At 69.6% G+C, this 18,944-nt stretch carries 16 protein-coding genes and 1 tRNA gene; 6 read left to right on the top strand and 11 right to left on the bottom strand.

The features are described from left to right. Positions 1-89 precede the first annotated feature (89 nt). Positions 90-2,366 (bottom strand): glycogen debranching protein GlgX, encoded by a 2,277-nt coding sequence (gene glgX / locus ASF18_RS09510; protein ID WP_056222562.1) that lies wholly within the window; start codon positions 2,364-2,366, stop codon positions 90-92. Positions 2,367-2,639: 273 nt separating this feature from the next. On the opposite strand from glgX, the gene ASF18_RS09515 reads away from it, so the two are divergent. After that, entirely contained in the window at positions 2,640-3,401 is a 762-nt protein-coding gene (locus tag ASF18_RS09515; protein WP_056222565.1) for an SHOCT domain-containing protein, read from the top strand. Positions 3,402-3,510: 109 nt separating this feature from the next. Beyond that, complete coding sequence (locus ASF18_RS09520; RefSeq protein ID WP_056351082.1) at positions 3,511-4,578, top strand: spore photoproduct lyase family protein; 1,068 nt, start codon at positions 3,511-3,513, stop codon at positions 4,576-4,578. Positions 4,579-4,632: 54 nt separating this feature from the next. Here ASF18_RS09520 and ASF18_RS09525 read toward each other — a convergent pair whose 3' ends face one another. From ASF18_RS09525 to ASF18_RS09535, 3 genes are all read right to left on the bottom strand, one after another. Next, complete coding sequence (locus ASF18_RS09525) at positions 4,633-5,496, bottom strand: MBL fold metallo-hydrolase (protein WP_082487369.1); 864 nt, start codon at positions 5,494-5,496, stop codon at positions 4,633-4,635. Between the two features lie 14 nt (positions 5,497-5,510). Then, positions 5,511-6,158: a DsbA family protein gene (locus ASF18_RS09530; protein WP_056351086.1), complete on the bottom strand. Its 648-nt coding sequence runs from the start codon at positions 6,156-6,158 to the stop codon at positions 5,511-5,513. A 503-nt stretch (positions 6,159-6,661) separates the two neighbouring features. Next, positions 6,662-6,751, bottom strand: a tRNA-Ser gene (locus ASF18_RS09535). Positions 6,752-6,989: 238 nt separating this feature from the next. Between ASF18_RS09535 and ASF18_RS09540 the strand changes: the two genes are divergently transcribed. The 3 genes from ASF18_RS09540 to flhA all read left to right on the top strand — a co-directional run bounded on the left by ASF18_RS09540 (position 6,990) and on the right by flhA (position 11,267). Beyond that, positions 6,990-7,643 carry an ABC transporter ATP-binding protein gene (locus ASF18_RS09540; RefSeq protein WP_055953674.1) on the top strand — a complete coding sequence of 218 codons (654 nt, stop codon included), beginning with the start codon at positions 6,990-6,992 and terminating at the stop codon, positions 7,641-7,643. A 100-nt stretch (positions 7,644-7,743) separates the two neighbouring features. Continuing rightward, positions 7,744-8,988 carry a hypothetical protein gene (locus tag ASF18_RS09545; RefSeq protein WP_056222574.1) on the top strand — a complete coding sequence of 415 codons (1,245 nt, stop codon included), beginning with the start codon at positions 7,744-7,746 and terminating at the stop codon, positions 8,986-8,988. A 113-nt stretch (positions 8,989-9,101) separates the two neighbouring features. Then, on the top strand, positions 9,102-11,267 hold the full coding sequence (flhA, locus tag ASF18_RS09550) for a flagellar biosynthesis protein FlhA (protein ID WP_056351088.1): 2,166 nt from the start codon (positions 9,102-9,104) through the stop codon (positions 11,265-11,267). A gap of 103 nt (positions 11,268-11,370) precedes the next feature. Here flhA and ASF18_RS09555 read toward each other — a convergent pair whose 3' ends face one another. The 5 genes from ASF18_RS09555 to fliI all read right to left on the bottom strand — a co-directional run bounded on the left by ASF18_RS09555 (position 11,371) and on the right by fliI (position 15,493). Continuing rightward, positions 11,371-11,628, bottom strand: coding sequence for a hypothetical protein (locus ASF18_RS09555; protein ID WP_056351091.1), 258 nt, complete (start codon positions 11,626-11,628; stop codon positions 11,371-11,373). Positions 11,629-12,114: 486 nt separating this feature from the next. Beyond that, positions 12,115-12,261 carry a hypothetical protein gene (locus ASF18_RS23645; protein ID WP_156394323.1) on the bottom strand — a complete coding sequence of 49 codons (147 nt, stop codon included), beginning with the start codon at positions 12,259-12,261 and terminating at the stop codon, positions 12,115-12,117. A gap of 170 nt (positions 12,262-12,431) precedes the next feature. Beyond that, positions 12,432-13,481 carry a lysylphosphatidylglycerol synthase domain-containing protein gene (locus ASF18_RS09560; protein WP_056222957.1) on the bottom strand — a complete coding sequence of 350 codons (1,050 nt, stop codon included), beginning with the start codon at positions 13,479-13,481 and terminating at the stop codon, positions 12,432-12,434. 156 nt (positions 13,482-13,637) lie between these two features. Further along, positions 13,638-14,045, bottom strand: coding sequence for a flagellar export protein FliJ (gene fliJ / locus ASF18_RS09565; RefSeq protein WP_056222585.1), 408 nt, complete (start codon positions 14,043-14,045; stop codon positions 13,638-13,640). Between the two features lie 92 nt (positions 14,046-14,137). Continuing rightward, a complete protein-coding gene (gene fliI / locus ASF18_RS09570; RefSeq protein ID WP_056351093.1) occupies positions 14,138-15,493 on the bottom strand; it encodes a flagellar protein export ATPase FliI in 1,356 nt (451 codons plus the stop codon). 421 nt (positions 15,494-15,914) lie between these two features. On the opposite strand from fliI, the gene ASF18_RS09575 reads away from it, so the two are divergent. Beyond that, complete coding sequence (locus ASF18_RS09575) at positions 15,915-16,616, top strand: response regulator transcription factor CtrA (RefSeq protein WP_056222591.1); 702 nt, start codon at positions 15,915-15,917, stop codon at positions 16,614-16,616. A 148-nt stretch (positions 16,617-16,764) separates the two neighbouring features. Here ASF18_RS09575 and ASF18_RS09580 read toward each other — a convergent pair whose 3' ends face one another. Then, on the bottom strand, positions 16,765-17,685 hold the full coding sequence (locus ASF18_RS09580; protein ID WP_056222596.1) for a protein-glutamate O-methyltransferase CheR: 921 nt from the start codon (positions 17,683-17,685) through the stop codon (positions 16,765-16,767). After that, the gene (locus tag ASF18_RS09585) at positions 17,682-18,860 is read right to left on the bottom strand and encodes a chemotaxis response regulator protein-glutamate methylesterase (protein WP_056351095.1); all 1,179 of its coding nucleotides are present in this window, start codon (positions 18,858-18,860) and stop codon (positions 17,682-17,684) included. Before ASF18_RS09585 ends, ASF18_RS09580 begins: the two co-directional genes overlap by 4 nt. Positions 18,861-18,944 lie beyond the last annotated feature (84 nt).

Raw genomic sequence — 18,944 nt, forward strand, 5'->3', positions numbered from 1 at the left:
TCCCTGTGCCGGCCCAGGCATCTCACCGTCGGCATGACGATTCAGCGAGGACCGGCCGCGCGTCACGAGACGCGCGGCCGGTCGGAGGGTCAGCGCTGCTCGGTCTCGAAGCGGACGCTGTTGACGTTGGCCCGCTCGAAGGCCTGCATCACGTGCTGGTAGGAACGCTCCCCGTCGCTGGCCTCGACGCCCTCGACCTCCTCGGGCTTCAGGACGAACATCAGCATCGAGCGTCCGGTGACCTCGTAGGTCGCGCCGATCGGCTTGCTCACCACGTCCTGGCTGTCGGGCAGGTTCGTGTCGAGGAGCCGCGTCCAGCCGACGCCGCCCACCGATTCCGGCAGGGTGAACGACACGAGGTCGTGGTAGGCGTTGTAGAGCAGCAGCAGGGTGGCATCGCCGCCGCGCTGGTGGATGCCCGAGGCCTGGGCCCGGCCGTCGAGGAGCACCGCGATGGCGCGGGCATCACCCTGCGTCCAGTTCTCCGGCGACATCTCCCCGCCGTCGGGACGCAGCCAGGTCACGTCCTTGACGCCGAACTCCTCGTCGTAGGCGCCCGTGAGGAATCGGCCGCGGGTGAGGATCGGGAGCGCCTCGCGCAGCAGGGTCAGGCGCTGCGTGAACTCGGCGAGATCCCGCTCCTCGGGCCCGACGGCCTCCCAGTCGAGCCAGGAGATCTCGTTGTCCTGGCAATAGGCGTTGTTGTTGCCGTTCTGGGTGCGGGCGAACTCGTCGCCCGCGAGCAGCATCGGGGTGCCGCGGGAGAGGAACAGCGTCGCCAGCATGTTGCGCATCTGGCGCAGGCGCACGGCGCGGATCTCCGGATCGTCCGTCGGTCCCTCGGCCCCGTAGTTGTTCGACAGGTTGTGCGAGTGTCCGTCGCGGTTGTCCTCGCCGTTCGCCAGGTTGTGCTTCTCGTTGTACGACACGGTGTCGTTCAGCGTGAAGCCGTCATGGGCGGTCAGGAAGTTCACCGAAGCCCAGGGCTTGCGCCCGCGCTTGTTGAACTTGTCGGCCGAGCCGGTCAGCCGGGCGGCGAGATCGGGCAGCATGCCCTCGTCGCCGCGCCAGTAGCCGCGCACGTCGTCGCGGAAGCGGTCGTTCCACTCGGCCCAGCCCGGCGGGAAGCCGCCGACCTGATAGCCGCCCGGGCCGCAATCCCAGGGCTCGGCGATGAGCTTGACGCCGTTCAGCACCGGGTCCTGCCGGCAGGTGTCGAGGAAGCCGCCGCCTTCGTCGAAGCCGTGCGGCTCGCGGCCCAGGATGGTGGCGAGGTCGAAGCGGAAGCCGTCCACCCGCATCTCGGTGGCCCAGTAGCGCAGGGAGTCGGTCACGAGCTGCAGCACCCGCGGGTGCGACAGGTTGAAGGTGTTCCCCGTGCCGGTGTCGTTGATGTAGTAGCGCGGCTCCTTGGGCATGAGCCGGTAGTAGGAGGCGTTGTCGACGCCCTTGTACGACAGCGTCGGACCTTTCTCGTTGCCCTCGGCGGTGTGGTTGTAGACCACGTCCAGGATCACCTCGAGGCCGGCGCCGTGCATGCGCGCCACCATCTCCTTGAACTCGGAGAAGGCGAAGTCCGGCACGGCGGCGTAGCGCCGGGCGGGGGTGAAGAACGAGATGGTGTTGTAGCCCCAGTAGTTCACCAGGTCCTTCTCCTGCAGGTAATCGTCCTGCACGAAGGCGTGGACCGGCAGGAGCTCCACCGAGGTGACGCCGAGGCTCTTGATGTAGTCGAGCACCGCCGGCGTGCCGAGGCCCGCATAGGTGCCGCGCAGCTTCTCCGGCACCGCCGGGTGGAGCTTGGTGAAGCCCTTCACGTGGGTCTCGTAGAAGATGGTCTTCTCCCACGGCACGTGCGGCTTGCGGTCCCGGCCCCAGGTGAAGGCCGGGTCGATGACGCGGGAGCGGCGGGTGAAGGGCGCGGAATCGCGGTCGTCGAAGGTCAGGTCGTCGCCGGTCTCCATCTGGTAGCCGAACAGGGCCGGGTTCCAGGTGATGGAGCCGACGAGCCCCTTGGCGTAGGGGTCGATGAGCAGCTTGTTCGGGTTGAAGCGGTGCCCGGCCGTCGGCTCGTAGGGGCCGTGGACGCGGTAGCCGTAGATGGTGCCCGGGCGCGCGTCGGGCAGGTAGCCGTGCCAGATCTCGTCGGTGTACTCGGGCAGCTCGATCCGCTCGATCTCGTTCACGCCGTCATCGTCGAACAGGCAGAGCTCGACCTTGGTGGCGTGGGCCGAGAACAGGGCGAAGTTCACGCCCAGGCCGTCCCAGTTCGCGCCGAGCGGATAGGGCGAGCCTTCCTTGATGCGCGAACGTTTAGCGCGGCCCTGCGGGCTTGAGCGGTCCGCGGGATTCGTCGTGTCGGCCATGTTCGCTCCGGGCGGTATCGGTGGGTGCGTCGAGACAGGGCGCTGCGCGACGCCCCGTCCTGGAAACCTGGACAGGAACGCTCACGCTTCGCCGGAAGGTCCGCCACGGGGCAAATCTTTTTGCATCGCACGGCGCGGTGCCCCGCAGCCGCTTCCACGGCGCGAGCGGTTGCGGCAAGACTACGAACGGCAAGACTGCGAACGGCAAGACTGCGAACACCAAGACTGCGAACTCGGCGCGGCGGGGGCCGCCCGGGGCAAGGAGACCGGCGCATGACAGATCAGCCCTACGGCCTGCAGGCGATCGCCGATCGCTACCGGGTCAGCCTCGACGCCGTGCGCCACCTCGTCCAGGCGCTCGAAGCGGGCCACGGCCGGATGGCGCAGTTCAACCATCCCGAGCTCGGCGGCTTCGGCCAATGGTCGGGCTCGGGCATGACCATGATCGGCGACATGTTCAACGCCGAGCTCAAGGCCCGGGTGGACGCCCTCTGCACCGCCCTCGCCGCCGCGCTGCCGGCCGGCGCCTGGTCGGAGGTGCCGCGCGGCGCCGGGGCGCCCTGGCCTCCCGAATGGGGGGCACCGGCCACCGCCGGATCGCAGAACGGGATGCGCTACGCCTATTTCCCGGTCCAGCGGCGTCTCGTGGTCGAATCGGAGGGGCGGGCCGCGATCTACGACACCGCCGATCACGCCATCAGCGGCGTCTCGCAGCAGCAGGGCAGCGCGACGAGCCTGCGCTTCTCCGGCCCCGGCGGCCCCGTGGACCTCGCCAGCCTGAAGCGCCTCGACGAGGCCGAGCGCGGCGAGGCCCGCCCCTTCGCCCCCGAACCCTTCGCCCCCGAACCTTTCGCGCCCGAACCCTTCGAGGCCGGTCATCCGGGCGCCGAGGCGTCGCATCCGGGCAGCGCCGGGCCGGTGGGCGGCAGCGACGTGCTCTCGACGATCGAGCGCCTGTCGGAGATGCGCCGCAAGGGTATCCTCACGGAGGGCGAGTTCACCGCCAAGAAGGCCGAGCTGCTCGCGCGCCTCTGATCGCCAGGCTCCGAACGACGCGGGCCGGATCGCCCGGGGGCCGGCTGCGTTGGCCTGGAACCGGTGCCGCGCGCAGGACGCGGATCGCGGCAGAGATTCCGCAAGGCTGATGGCCCGACCCCGCGACCTCCTCGACGTCACGACGATCTACCACGAGCCCGCCGTGCCGGATTACCCGCGCGGGCGGGAGATCCTGGACCGGTTTCCGGAGGCCGAACGCATCGTCGTCCCCTCGCACTGGAACATCCCGAGTCTGCACGGCAATGCCGGCTCGGTGGAAGATTGGGTGCGGATCAAGCGCTCCATCCTGGTGCTGGGGGTGAAGAAGGGCCTCGCCATGCGGCCGAACGGGCGCAGCGCCCACTTCATCTCGCCCTCGACCTCGAACGGCTGCGCCATGTCCTGCGCCTACTGCTACGTGCCCCGGCGCAAGGGCTTCGCCAATCCGATCTCGCTCTTCGTCAACGTCGAGGCCGTGGCCGCCGCCATCGCGCGCCACGCGGCCCGCCAGGGGCCCCTGCCCGAGCCCGACACGATCGATCCCGCCCTCTGGGTCTACGACCTCGGCGAGAACGGCGACCTCTCGGTGGACGCCATGGTGAGCGACACGGTGCGGGATCTCGTGGCGCTCTTCCGGGACATCCCCAACGCCAAGGCGTCCTTCGCCACCAAGGCGGTGAACCGCGATCTCCTGGCCTACGACCCCCAGGGCAAGACCCGGATCCGCTTCTCGCTCATGCCCGAGCGCATCGCCCGCATCGTCGACGTGCGGACGGCACCGATCCCCGAGCGCATCGCCGCCATCGACGACTTCGTCGCCGCCGGTTACGAGGTCCACGTCAACTTCTCGCCGGTCATCCTCTACGAGGGCTGGGAGGCCGATTGGGCGGCCCTGTTCGCCGCCATCGACGGCGCGATCGGCCCGGCGGCCCGGGCGCAGCTCAAGGCGGAGATCATCCTGCTGACCCACAACGCCGACCTGCACGCAGTCAATCTCGGATGGCACCCCAAGGCCGAGGACCTGCTCTGGCGGCCGGACATCCAGGAGGCGAAGGTCTCCGAGGGCGGCGGCGCCAACCTGCGCTACCGCACCGGCTGGAAGGGTCAGTGGCTCGCCCGCTTCAAGGCCCTGCTCGCCGAGCGCATGCCCTACTGCACGGTGCGGTACGCGTTCTGAAGGGGCCGGCGGCCCGGCCACCGTCCGCCGCCCCCACTGGCGTGCCGCTCCGCCTCAGCCCCAGACCATCTCGCCCGTGGCGACCTTGGCGCCGATGTCGAGGGCGATGTCCATGCCGAGGCCCGGGAAGCGGGCCAGCATCGCTGCCTTCAGCGCGGCGGCATCCCCGCCCGCCGCGAGGGCCTCCTCGAAGGCCAGGAGGTAGCTTCGGGTGAAGGCGAGGGCCGAGCCGTCGGTGGCGGCCTCGACCGCCAGATGGCCCGGCACGACGACGGACGGCGCACGCGCGGCGATCCGGTCGAGTTCGGCGATCCAGGCGGCGCGGGCCTCCGGGCTCGGCGTGTCGGCGGTCCAGACGTGGACGCCGGAGAAGATCAGGACTCCGCCGAACACCGCGTTCAGGGCCGGGACGAACAGGGTGCGGCGGTTGGGCAGGCCCATGGCGGGCACGATCTCGACGGTCTCTCCGTCGACCGACAGGGCAGCGCCGTCGAAGGGCGTGGGCATGACCACGTCGGCCCGCGTCCCCGGACCCTCGGCCCCCAGCTGCGGGCCCCAGGCGGCGATCTTCGCATCGACCGTGCGGGCGATGGCCGACACGGTGGCGGAGGCAGCGAGCACCCGGGCCTCCGGAAAGGCCTCGCAGAGGGGTTTCAGCCCGAAGTAATAGTCCGGGTCCGACTGGCTGACATAGATCGTCGCGAGGCGCTTGCCGGTCGCCGCGATCGCCGCCGCGATGGCTCGACCGTCGGAGACGGTGAAGCCGCCGTCGATCAGGATCGCTTCGGTCGGCCCCTCGATCAGCACCGGGGCGCGGAAGAACCCCTTCGGGCCGGCGGGAAAGTGCGTCCAGGCGAGCCCGGGTCCGGCCAGCCCGGTCAGCGGCATCGCGATGGTCGAGCCAAGCCCGGCCTGCATCGGCGTTTCCTCCATCATAGTGTTTCTCCCGATCCGGCGCGAAGCTCGGCCGCCAGTCTGTCCCGGTCGCCGAAGAGGATGCCGCTCGGCAGGCGTCGGGCGCCTTCCTCGTCCGCGAGGACGAAGGCGGGGACGCCCCGGGCCCCGAACCGGGCCGCCATCCGGACGGCGGCCTCGATCCGATGCCGGGTCGCCTCGCGCAGTTCGGGGTCGGGCTCCTCCAGCCGGCCGGCGGCCTCCGCGAAGCCGGCGCCAGCGAGCACGTCCGCAACCACGGTGCGATCCGCAGTGTCCCGGCCCGCGACGTAGCGGGCCTGCTGGAGCGCCTGCAGGCCTTCGAGCTCACGGCCGGGCCGGGTCAGTCCGATCGCGACGAGGCCGAGGGTGGCGGCGGCCGAATCGAAGGCGGCGCCGGGCGTCCGGAAGATCAGGGCGCGATAGGCGTCGCTGAACGGTTGCCCCGTCTGGTCCGTGATGCGCTGGTCGTTCTGCCAGACATAGTCCGCGAAGGCGGGATCCATGGGCTGGCCGCCCTCGCCCGCGAACAGGCCCGTGGGCGCGAGGTCCAGCGCGACCGCCCCCGACTGGGCGATCCAGGCCAACGCGGGAGCGGCCCCGTAGCACCAGCCGCACAAGGGATCGAACAGAAAGGTCAACCGCATGGACCTGGACCTGCCTAATGTCTGAACACGCGCCGGATCGATTGAATTACCCAACGGAATTCAGTCAAGGCGTCCTTTAGCGCCAGATTTTCAGCAAGACGAGTCCAATTTTTGGACTGGGTCGCCCGACCCCTGCGCGGCGGCCCGGTCTCCGGATTCACCGAACCGGGGCCGGCGGCGCCACGGATGTCCCGACGCCCGCCTAAACTCAGCGCAAAGCGCGCCGATCAGGTCCTCACCGCAGCGCTCGCCGGCCCTATGCAGGATACCGTGGCCGGCGGTGGGGGCGAGGATGACGATGGTGCCGCCCGCGAACAAAGCCGGGCGACGACAACGACGCGACGATGTGCGGTGCTGCCGAGCCTGTAAGACAGACGGCGGGGCGCGCCGTCAGTCTTGGGAGGGTGGGTGAAGCCCTGTCATTTCGAACAGGACGGAAGCCATGGCGGTGCGCGGAGAACGCTGGGCGTTCTCGCACGAGCCGAATGTCGGACGTCAGGATCTGGCGGAGGGAGCGGGATTCGAACCCGCGATACCGTTTCCGGTATACACACTTTCCAGGCGTGCGCCTTCAACCACTCGGCCACCCCTCCGGTCCCGTCGCCGCGTCTCGCAGCCGCCGGGGCGGCCGGGCTTCGCGATCGCGCCGGGAGGCGTCCTGTACAAGCCGCATGGACGGCGTGCAAGCCTCGGAACGGCAAAGCTGACGATTCCCGTGCGATTTCCCCGCCGAGGGCACCCGCCCCTCGGGGGTCGCGGCGACGCGTTCTCAGATTCGCCGCTTTTGCAGCCGATGCGCGCAGGGCTAGGCTTCGGGAGTCGTGCTCCGCCGTGATCCGCTTCGACAACGTGACCAAGGTCTACCGGACGGACGGGCATCGCCGGACGATCCTGGAGCGCGTCTCCTTCACCCTGAAGCCGGGCACCAGCTACGGCATCCTGGGGATCAACGGCGCCGGCAAGTCGACCTCCCTGCGCCTCCTGGCCGGCACCGAGATGCCCACGAAGGGCCGCGTGGTCCGCACCACGCGCGTGTCCTGGCCCCTGGGCTTCGCCGGCGGCTTCCACCCGGCCATGACCGGGCGCGACAACATCATCTTCGTGGCGCGCATCTACGGCGAGGACCCGCGCAAGGTGCTGGAGTTCGTGGAGGATTTCTCGGAGCTCGGCAGCTACCTCGACGTGCCGATCCGGACCTACTCGTCCGGCATGGGCTCGCGCCTCGCCTTCGGCATGAGCATGGCCATCCCGTTCGACTGCTACCTCATCGACGAGGTCACGGCGGTGGGCGATGCCCGCTTCCAGAAGCGCTGCGAGGAGGCCTTCGCGGCGCGCCGGGAGAATGCCGACGTGATCATGGTCTCCCACGGCATGGACACCCTGCGCACTTGGTGCCAGCAGGGCATCGTCATCATCAACGGGCGGGCGATCGTCTACGAGAGCATCGACGACGCCATCGAGGTCTATCGCCGCCTGAACGCCTGAGTTGCGCCGGCGCGCCGGTGGCCACGGTTTTGCCGCGGCGGCGGTGCAAAGGGTGTAACCTGGCGGCGGGATGGCCGGACGACATGGAATACCGGGGCGCATGAGCATCGAAATCCGCAACCCGCAGGGTCAGCCGCTGACCACGGCCGACCGCTCGAACGCGGTGGCCGAATCCCTGAAGCAGATCGCCCGCGTCTCGCGCTTCGCCGACCGCAAGAAGGGCATCCGCTCCTACCAGAGCCACGTGAAGACGGATCCGCTGATCCCGGTGCTCTTCCTGGTCTGCTTCCTGATCCCGACCCTGGCGGCCATCGCCTATTACGGCGTGATCGCGTCGGACCGCTTCGTGATCGAGTCGCGCTTCGCCCTGCGGCCGGCCCTCGGCAACGTCGACAAGGCCTCGCCCGATCAGGTCGGCACCAATTCCGGCTCCCCCATGAAGCAGATGGTGGCGCAGGACAGCCTGATCGCGACGAACTACATCATGAGCCGGCCGATGATTGAGGCCATCGAGAAGACCTACCCCTTGCGGGAGATGTTCTCCCGGCCCGGCATCGACATCCTCTCGCGCTTCGATCCCGAGAAGCCGATCGAGAAGCTGGTCAAGTACTGGCACGAGCGGGTCCACACCAAGATCGAGTCCGGATCGGGCATCATCCTCCTGTCCGTGAACGCCTTCGATCCGCAGGATGCCCTCAACCTCTCGAACGCGATCCTGGCCGAGAGCGAGCGCATGGTGAACGCCCTGAGCGGCCGGGCCCGCGAGGACGCGGTGCTGGAGAGCCAGCGCGAGCTCAAGCGGGCCGAGGAGCGGATGCTGAAGATCCGCACCGAGGTGGCGGCCCTGCGCAACCGCGACGGCGTCCTCGACGCGCAGAAGACCAACGAGAGCAACCTGAAGGTCCTGTCGGAGCTGCGCACGGCCCGCATCAACCTGGCCGTCCAGCTCATCCAGAGTCAGCGCGACCTCTCGCCGGAGACCCGCCGCATCCAGGACATGAAGGCCCAGATCAAGGACCTCGACGACAACATCGCGCGGATCGAGCGCCAGTCGGCCAGCGAGGATCCGGAGCAGCGCCGCATCCTGGCGAACGCCCTCACCCGGTTCGAGGCCTACGACGCCGACCGGGCGGATGCGGAGAAGTACTTCGCCAAGGTGCTGGCCGCGAACGAGCGGGCGCGGATCATCGCGGAGCGCCAGATCGAGTTCTTCAGCATGATCGTCGAGCCGGTGAAGCCCGAATCCTCCCAGGAGCCCCGGCGCCTCTTGATGATCAGCCTCATCGCCGGTGGTGCCGGACTGGTGTTCGCGCTCGCGGTGGTCACCCGCAAATACTTCGCCTGACGCGGTATTTCCGCTCAGGCGGGGCGGCGGACGGCCTGGCGTTAACGCTTCGCTAACCCTGTGCTCGGCAAATCTTGCCGAGCCCCCGACCCTCGGGGGCAGCGAGGGTGACGATGAGCGAGACGGCTGCCGGCGCGCCGGCTCCGGCGGGAGGGGCCGGGGGGAGCCTTGCACAGTTCGCGAGCTTCGCGATCCCGAACCGGGCGAACCTGAACGCGCTCTCCAAGCGCACGGACCTGTTCTTCGCCACCGCCGTGATGGGCATCCTCACGGTGCTCATCTTCCCGCTGCCGGCCTTCCTGCTCGACCTGCTGCTCGCGGTCTCGATCATCATCTCGGTGCTGATCATGATGACCGGGCTGTTCATCGACAATCCGCTCGAGTTCACGGTCTTTCCGACCCTGCTCCTCGTGGCGACGCTGCTGCGCCTCGCGCTGAACCTCGCCTCCACCCGCCTCATCCTGGGCCACGGGCACGAGGGCACGGCGGCCGCCGGCCACGTCATCGAGGCCTTCGGCAACTTCGTGATGGGCGGCAACTTCGTCATCGGAATCATCGTCTTCGCGATCCTGATCATCGTGAACTTCGTCGTCATCACGAAGGGATCGGGCCGCATCGCCGAGGTCGCCGCCCGCTTCACCCTCGACGCGATGCCCGGCAAGCAGATGGCTATCGACGCCGACCTCTCGGCGGGCCTCATCGACGAGAAGGTGGCCAAGGCCCGCCGCGCCGCCCTGGAGGAGGAATCCTCCTTCTTCGGCGCCATGGACGGTGCCTCCAAGTTCGTCCGCGGCGACGCGATCGCCGCGCTGCTCATCACCTTCATCAACGTGATCGGCGGCATCATCATCGGCGTCGCCCAGCAGGGCATGCCGTTCCTGGGGGCGGCGAAGTCCTACACCCTGCTCACCATCGGCGACGGCCTCGCCTCGCAAGTCCCCGCCCTCATCGTCTCGACGGCGGCCGGCATCCTGGTCTCCAAGGCGGGCGTGAAGGGCTCGGCCGACAAGGCCCTGGGCAAGCAGCTCGCGAACTACCCCAAGGCCCTGGGCATGTCCTCGGGGGTCATGGTGCTGATCGCCCTCCTGCCCGGCATGCCGATGCTGCCCTTCCTGGCGCTCGCCGGCGCGTCCGGCTACGCCGCCTGGCACTTCGCCAAGGTCGCCCGCGAGGCGCCGCCCCTCGACGCCGACGGTGCGCCGATGGACGCCTCGGCGGTGGCCGCCGCCGCGGCCGCCAAGGAGGAAACCGTCACCGACCTCCTGAAGCTCGACGACCTCAAGCTCGAGATGGGCTACGCCCTGCTCGCCCTGGTCAACGGCCCGGAGGGCCAGGACCGCCTGACGGACCAGATCAAGGCCCTGCGCCGCCAGCTCGCCGCCGAGCTCGGCTTCGTGATGCCCTCGGTCCGGATCCTCGACAACGTCCAGCTCGACGCGAACGCCTACGTGGTGCGGGTCAAGGAGATCGAGGCCGGCACGGGCCAGATCTTCCCCGGCCAGTTCATGGCCATGGACCCGATGGGCGGACAGGTGCAGCTGCCCGGCCAGCACATGCTGGAGCCGACCTTCGGCCTGCCCGCCACCTGGATCGACGCCTCCCTGCGGGACCAGGCCCACCTCAAGGGCTACACCGTGGTGGACGCCGCCACGGTGGTCTCGACCCACCTCACCGAGATCATCAAGGCGCACGTCTCCGAGCTCCTGAACCACGTCGAGGTGCAGAAGCTCCTGCGCGAGGTCTCGAAGGAGCATGCCGAGCTCCTCAAGGAGGTGATGCCGAGCCAGATCGGCACCACCGGCATCCAGCGGGTGCTCCAGTTCCTGCTGGCCGAGCGGGTCTCGATCCGCGACCTCGGGGCGATCATCGAGGGCGTCGCAGAGGTGGCCGGGCACGTGAAGAACCCGCGCGACATCGTCGAGCACGTCCGCGCCCGCCTCGGCCGCCAGATCTGCGCCCAGTACCAGGGGCCGGACGGCATGCTGCCGATCATCACCCTGTCGCCGGCCTGGGAGCAGGCCTTCCTCGACTCGATCGCGGGCGAGCGCGACGAGCGCTACCTGGCGATGCAGCCTTCGAAGCTCTCGGACTTCGTCAACACGGTGCGCGACCGCTTCGAGACCGCCGCCCGCATGGGCGAGATGCCCGTGCTGGTGACCTCGGTCCAGGCCCGGCCCTTCGTGCGCTCGATCATCGAGCGCTTCCGGCGCGAGACGCCGGTGATGAGCCAAGCGGAGATCCATCCCCGCGCCCGGCTCCGGACCGTCGGCTCGGTCTGAGAGGCGACCCCGCGCCCCGGCGGTGAACCGGTCTCGCGGACCATCCGGGTTCGCCGCGCGCGCCTGTCGCGGTCGGCCCCGTCGCGGGGGTGACGCGGATCAGTTAGTCGTGCCGCAGAGGTAGAATTTCTCGACGTAGCCGTCCCGGAGCCAGAACAGGTTCCGCGATCTCCGCGAGGCGCCGGAAGGGTCCGAGCGTGTCGACCCGCCAGGCGGCGTAGGCATGCATGAAGGACTGCTCGGGAAAGGCGGACCCTTGCAGGGCCACGCCGAAGGGGGCTCCGATGGCGGGGAACGCCAACGGGAAGCCCAGGACCGCTTCCACCGCGGCAACGATGTCGAGCCATTCGAGGGGGGGCATCGGTGCCGCCCTGCTCCGGCGACCGGACCGGACAGACGCCGAGGGCCTCGCCCAGGCGCAGCAGGCGGTCGCACCACATGGCCGCATGCCGATCCGGCACGCTGCGGGCGCGGGCGGCCGTGCTCTTGCCCATGGCCAGGCCGTGGACGAGGTGCTCCTGGAACATGTTGGCGAGGAGATCCGCCAGCAGATCGGGATCGCGCTGCGCCAAGGCCGCCTTCAACCGCATGTGGCCGGCGGTGAGCTGATCCCACATCCCGCCGGTCTTGCCGGGATCCGCGGCGGCGGAGACGTGCCAGGCCGTGATGATCCGTTCGCAGATCGCGCGGTCCGCCGCGCTCCGGGACGGCACCTCGAACCGGAAGGGCGGCATCGCCCCCACTGCCCGATAGGGGTAGCGGAAGAGCTCCCGTCCCAGATCCGCCGTCATCGCCGCCACGATCTCGGCGGAGAGGGCGTGAATCCGTCCCTCATGCCGACCGATGTTCAGGTAGTGGTCCTCGGCGGACCGGATTTTCCGTCCTGGACCGCCGTCGCGACGTCGGGATTGAGGCGCAGATATTCCGCGGCGCCGAAATCCTTCGACAGGTCGCGGTCCTCCGTCCCGCGGCCGAATTTCAGAAGCTGCCTCATCCCGCTCCTCCGGAGCGGACGAATCCGCGCGCGATCCGCAGAGCGCAGCCAGCGATCCGTGGGGGAGTCGTCGACGCGAAAGCCCCGGGAGCGGGTCCGGATGTTCGCGCCCGAAGACCGGCCATCGCGGTCCGGGCGATGCGGGTTCGATCTCCCCTTACGAGGACGGATCAGACCGGCTTCTTCTCCATGCGGCGCTCGAGGGCATGGGCGTCGAGGCCGGGGGCGGTCAAGGGCGGCTCGGGGGCGGCCGCGTCGTGGGGCTCGTCCCGCAGGGCCGAGGCGAGGCGGTTGCGCTCGTAGAGGAGCACGACCACCACCGAGATCAGGAACGGGAGCCAAAAATAGAACAGCCGGAAGACGAGCAGCGCGGCGATCACCGACGGCCGGGCGATGTCGGGCATCGCCACCACGAAGACCAGTTCGAACACCCCGAGGCCGCCGGGGGCGTTCGACACCAGGGCCGCCGAGAACGAGGCGAGGAAGACCGCGAGCACGACGAGGAAGCCGGGGTTCCCGGCCTCCGGCAGGGCGAAGTAGATGATGCCGGCGGCGCCCAGCAGCTCGAGCGGAGCGGCGATGAGCTGGCGGCCCATGATGCGCGGCCGGGGGTATTCGAGCTTGAACTTGCGGATCGTGAGCGGCTTCAGGTGCAGCAGCGAGCCCGCGACGTAGAGGGCGACGAAGGCGAGCAGACAGCAGCCGAGGATGCGGGCGGTGGCGGGGTCGGTCAGGATCGCCGGCAGGTAGCCGTTGAGGCGCGTCAGGGTGTCGGGCAGGACGGTGAGCACGAAGCCGCCGAGCAGGATGGTGCCGAGGCCGAAGGTGAAAGAGCAGAGCGCCACCAGGACCGCAACCTGGGCCGCGGAGAGGCCCTTGGCGGTGTAGGCGCGGTAGCGCACCACGGCGCCGGAGAACACCGAGGCGCCGATATTGTGCGAGAGCGCGTAGGTCGTGAACGAGCAGACCGAGACGAAGAACCACGAGATGTGGCGCACGCCGAGATGCAGGAGCGCGATCCGGTCGTACCAGGCGAGCGCCGCGTAGGCGACGAGGGTCGAGAGGGCCGCGAAGAGGAAGCGGTGGACCGGAATCGCGGCGAAGCTGCCCTTGATCTCCGCCATGGAGATGCCGGCCAACTCCTTGTAGAGCAGGTAACCCGAACCGATCACGGCGGCGAGGCCGATGATCGGCCAGATAAAATCGCTGATCTTCTTCATGGTGGTCCGGACACGCCCCTGTTCGGGCCCTCCCTGCACGACGATGCGCGGCATCGCAAGCAAGGTTCCGCGCGGCCCCGGCAGGGATGGCTCATCCCACGGGATCATGACGGTTTCGTGCCGGTCGCCCCGCGGGGCGCCGGCACCCCATCCGCCTCAGGCGCGGATGCGCGAGAGGCCGATACCGTCCATGGCGGCTTGGTCGCGGGCCGCTTCGGCGACGCGCTCGGCGGTGCGCTCCCGGTCGTCCAGGATCTCGATCTTCTTCAGGTCCTCGAAGGCCTCGCCGAGCTCGGCCTTGGCCTCGGCGAGCTGCCCCTCGAGGGCGGCGGCCGACTGGCGCATGTTGTCCCGGCGGGTGGCGGCGGCCCGGGCATAGGTCGGGTAGGCGAAATGGGCCGGATCGGTGATGCCGGCGCGGCTCTCCTCGTGGGCGACCTCGCGGTCGAGCTCCATCGCCATGCGGGTGAAGTCCGCCTTCATCATCTCGATCTGCGTCACGCGCCGACGCTTCTCGTCGACCTGGAAGCGTCGCAGCCGGATCAACGTGTCACGGGATTTCATGGGCGGGTTCACTCCACGCAACGCACGGCTCGCCGGTGCGCGACCGGCCGCGCCCCGGGCCCGGCATCGGGAGATGGAGCCGGGGCGTCCTCTCAGGGCGCGCCGACGATCTCTGCCAGGCGACGGTAACCCTCGCCGATCGAAGTTGCTTCTTCCTTACCCTGACCCAGAAAAGCCTCCATTTCGGGCATGAGCGCGATCGCCTCGTCCACTTCCGGCGAGGCGCCCGCCCGGTAGGCGCCCAGACGGATCAGCTCCTCCATGTCGGCGTAGGTGGAGAGCAGGCGACGGGCCCGGCGCACCGTCGGCAGGTGCGCGGGGTCGCAGGCGCGAGGCATGGTGCGGGAGACGGAGCGCAGGACGTTGATCGCCGGGTAGCGCCCGCGCTCGGCGATGCCGCGCTCCATCACGATATGCCCGTCGAGGATGCCCCGGACCGCATCGGCCACGGGCTCGTTGTGGTCGTCGCCCTCGACCAGGACGGTGAACAGGCCGGAGATCGCCCCCTGCCCCGTCCCGGGCCCGGCCCGCTCGAGGAGCCGGGGCAGCTCGCTGAACACGGTGGGCGTGTAGCCCTTCGCGGTGGGCGGCTCGCCGGCCGCGAGGCCGATGTCGCGCTGGGCCATGGCGAAGCGGGTGATCGAATCGATCATGCACAGGACCTGTGCGCCCTGATCGCGAAAATACTCCGCCATCGCCAGGGTGACGTAGGCGGCGTTGCGGCGCATCAGGGCCGGCTCGTCGGAGGTGGCCACCACCACCACCGACCGGGCGAGGCCGGCGGCGCCGAGGTCGTCCTGGAGGAATTCCTGCACCTCGCGGCCGCGCTCGCCCACGAGGCCGATCACCGCAACGTCGGCGGCGGTGTAGCGGGCGAGCATCGACAGCAGCACCGACTTGCCGACGCCGGACCCGGCGAAGATGCCCATGCGCTGCCCGGCGCACATCGTCAGGAAGGTGTTGATGCAGCGGATTCCGAGGTCGAGGGGCGGCCCGACCCGCTGCCGGGCATGGGCCGGGGGCGGATCGGCTCGCAGCGGATAGATCGCAGGCCCGGAGGGCAGCGGCCCGAGGCCGTCGATGGGCCGGCCGAGGGCGTCGATGGTCCGGCCGAGCCAGGCGGCGGAGGGGCGCACCGCGCCGGCGGCCTCGTCCCGCACCAGGGCCGGACAGCCGCGCCGCACTCCCTCCAGGGAGCCGAAGGGCATGGCCAGCGCCCGATCGCCCTGGAAGCCGATGATCTCGCAGGGCACGGCGCCGAGGCCGTTCTCCACCGCGATGTCGAGCCGTCCGCCGAGGCGCATGGCCGCCACCGGACCCGCCACCTCGATCAGCAGGCCGCGAATCGCCACGACCCGTCCGTAGGTCTCGAGCACCTGGATTCCCGCGAGGGCGCTGCGCGCGTCAGCCAGGCGCAAGCGTCCGACGCTAGGGTCGCGATCGGTCATCGTCGCATCTCTCAACCATTCGTTTACCTCCCTCCTTAACACTGTGTGCATCGGGCTTGTAGCGCGCCGCCGGCTCACGCCGGGACGTAAAAAATTTTCGTTCGGCCGACGACATTCCGGTGGCGTTGTTCCGGAGAGACAGCGCGCAACAAGCCCATGCGGGTGAGGCACTTGAGGGGACATGCGAAGGTTTCGCATCATGCCCGAAGACGGTCGGACGAGAACAGATCGTCAACGGTTCGAAGCGTGGCCAGGCCGCGGGTCCAATTGGGTGCTTGCGTCCGTGAAACAGGGTTTGTTAACGATTAACGAATAGCGTTTCACGTCATTGACGAGGGAGCGTTCGCCACGGGCCGGTGGCGAACGAACGGCGGGGGCTTGCCCGTACGCTGCACACGGCCGGCTGGGCTGGGGACCGACGATGCGGGTACTTCTGATCGAGGACGACAGCGCGACCGCGCAGAGCATCGAGCTGATGCTCAAGTCCGAGAGCTTCAACACCTACACCACCGATCTCGGTGAGGAGGGGATCGATCTCGGCAAGCTGTATGATTACGACATCATCCTGCTCGACCTGAACCTGCCCGACATGTCGGGCTACGAGGTGCTGCGGAACCTCCGCGTCGCCAAGGTGAAGACGCCGATCCTGATTCTCTCCGGCATGGCCGGCATCGAGGACAAGGTGAAGGGCCTCGGCTTCGGCGCCGACGACTACCTGACGAAGCCCTTCCACAAGGACGAACTCGTCGCCCGCATCCACGCGATCGTGCGCCGCTCGAAGGGTCACGCCCAGTCGGTGATCACCACCGGCGACCTGATCGTGAACCTCGACCAGAAGACCGTCGAGGTCTCCGGCAGCCGCGTGCACCTGACCGGCAAGGAGTACCAGATGCTGGAGCTTCTCTCGCTGCGCAAGGGCACGACGCTGACCAAGGAGATGTTCCTTAATCATCTCTACGGCGGCATGGACGAGCCCGAGCTGAAGATCATCGACGTCTTCATCTGCAAGCTGCGAAAGAAGCTGGCGAACGCCAGCCAGGGCAAGAACTACATCGAGACCGTCTGGGGTCGCGGCTACGTGCTGCGCGAGCCCAACGAGGGCGAAGAGCGGATCGCCGTCTGAACCACCGGTCGGACGACGAAACGGCCCCGCGCGAGCGGGGCCTTTTTTGTTCGTGCGGACACCCGTCGTCCCCTCCCCCGCGCGGCGTCGACCGACCAAACGCAGATGGCGCGGGCCTGCGCCCGCGCCACGATCCGTCGGATGCCGCTCAGAGGCCGACCACCCGGCGCAGCGCCGGGGCGACGGCCAAGGCCGGCGCGACCGCCACGGCGGCGGGGTTGAGCACCGGCAGCGGCCGAGCCTGCGGTGCGAGGGACGCGGCGGCCTGGTTGTACAGGCCCCGGTGCTTGGTGTTCGGGACGAGCTTCTCGGTCAGGCCGATCACCGTCTCGGCGGCGCCGAGCAGCAGGGCACCGTCGGCGGCCAGGCTGCCGCTGAGGCGGGCCAGCACGTCGCCCTTGGTCGGCGCATCGAAATAGATCAGCACGTTGCGGCAGTAGATGATGTCGAACGTCCCCAGCGAATCGAAGGGCTGCAGCAGGTTCAGCGGGCGGTAATCCACCATCTGCCGCAGGCTGGCCGAGATGCGCCACTGCTCGCCGACCTGCTCGAAGTGCTTGATGAGCGACTGCACGGGCAGGCCGCGCTGCACCTCAAAATGGCTGTAGAGCCCGGCCTTCGCCTTCTCGAGTACCTCGGTCGACAGGTCGGTGCCGACGAGGTCGACGGTCCAGCCGGCGAGGCGCGGGGCGGCGTCCTGCAGCATCATCGCCAGGGAATAGGGTTCCTGGCCGGTGGAGGCGGCGGCGCACCAGATCCGCAGGCGGCGCTGCACGGCCCGGCGAGCCATGGCCTCGGGGAGCAGCACGTCGCGGAACAGGTCGAACGGCGTTCGGTCGCGAAAGAAGAAGGTCTCGTTGGTGGTCATCGCCTCGACCACGGCCCGCTCCATCGCGAGGTCGCGGCCGCCCTTCAGGGCGTTCACCAGCGCCCCGAGATCGGCGAGGTTGAAGCGCCGGCAGATCGGACCGAGGCGGCTCTCGACGAGGTAGCGCTTCTCTCCGCTGAGCGCGAGGCCGGAGCGGGTCTTGAGGTAGGCGCGCAGGAAATCGAACTCGACGTCGGTCATGCGCCCTGCCCCGTCAGAAGATTGCGCAGCGACGGGCCGATCTCGCCCAGAGGCAGGATCGCCTGGGCGAGTCCCGCCTTGGCGATGCTGCCGGGCATGCCCCAGACCGTGCTGGTCGCCTCGTCCTGGGCGAGCACCGCCGCCCCGGCCTCCGTCAGCGCGCGGGCCCCGCCCGTCCCGTCCGAGCCCATGCCGGTGAGAACGACCGCGAGGGCCGCGGCGCCGAAGATCGCGGCGGCATCCTGGAACAGCACGTCCACGGCGGGCCGGCAGAAATTCACCACGGGCCCGTCATGCAGGCGGATGGTCACGTCCTGGCGGCTTCCGCCCAGGCCCATGTGCCGTCCGCCCGGCGCCACGTAGATCCGGCCCGGCTGCAGGCGCTCGTCGGCCTTGCCCTCGGCGGCCGGCAGGCCGGTGCGGACGCCGAGATGCTCGGCGAAGACCGCGGTGAAGACCGGCGGCATGTGCTGGACGATGAGGACCGGGAACTGACGGAGCGTGGCGCTGCCGATCTTCTCCAGCACCTCGCCCACCGCGCGGGGCCCGCCGGTGGAGGCGCCGATGAGCAGGACGCGGGGCGCGACGCCGGTGCGGGCCTTCGGCCGCAGCACCAGGGGGGCGGTCGGACGCAGGGCCGAGACCGGTGCGGGCGCGTGCGACCCGGGAGAGACGGGGATCGGCGCGCCGGAGGCACCGCGCTTGCGCGCCCGGGCGGAGCCGAAGAGGCGCACCCGCTCGATCAGGTCGGTGCGGAAGGCGTCCGAGGTGGTCACGCCCCGGTTGCTCTCGGGCTTCGGGATGTAGTCCACGGCCCCGAGGGCGAGACAGCGCAGGGAGATGTCGGCGTTGCGGGTGGTCAGGGTCGACATCATGATGACCTGGACGCCGGGGCTCTTGGCGAGCAGCAGCGGCAGGGCCTGGGTGCCGTCGAGTTCCGGCATGTCGATGTCGAGGAGGATGACGTCGGGGTCGTGGCGCGCCATCGCCTCGACGGCGATCCGGCCGTTGGCCGCCGTGGCGACGACCTCGTGGCCCGCTTCGCCGATCCAGCGGGCGACCAGCCCGCGCACCACCGCCGAATCGTCTGCGATCAGAACCCGGACCCGCTGCCCCGCGAGCGGCGGCGGCGCGGCATGGGTCGACGCGAAGGTCGGTGCGGTGGCGGCCATCATGAATTCACGCTGTGAGCGACGCGGAGGAACGGTCGGGGTGGGAACTGGCCCCGGACGGGGCGGAATGCCCGGTCCAGGTCCGCG

Origin of the sequence: Methylobacterium sp. Leaf89 (genome assembly GCF_001422215.1) — a bacterium.
Lineage (GTDB): Bacteria > Pseudomonadota > Alphaproteobacteria > Rhizobiales > Beijerinckiaceae > Methylobacterium.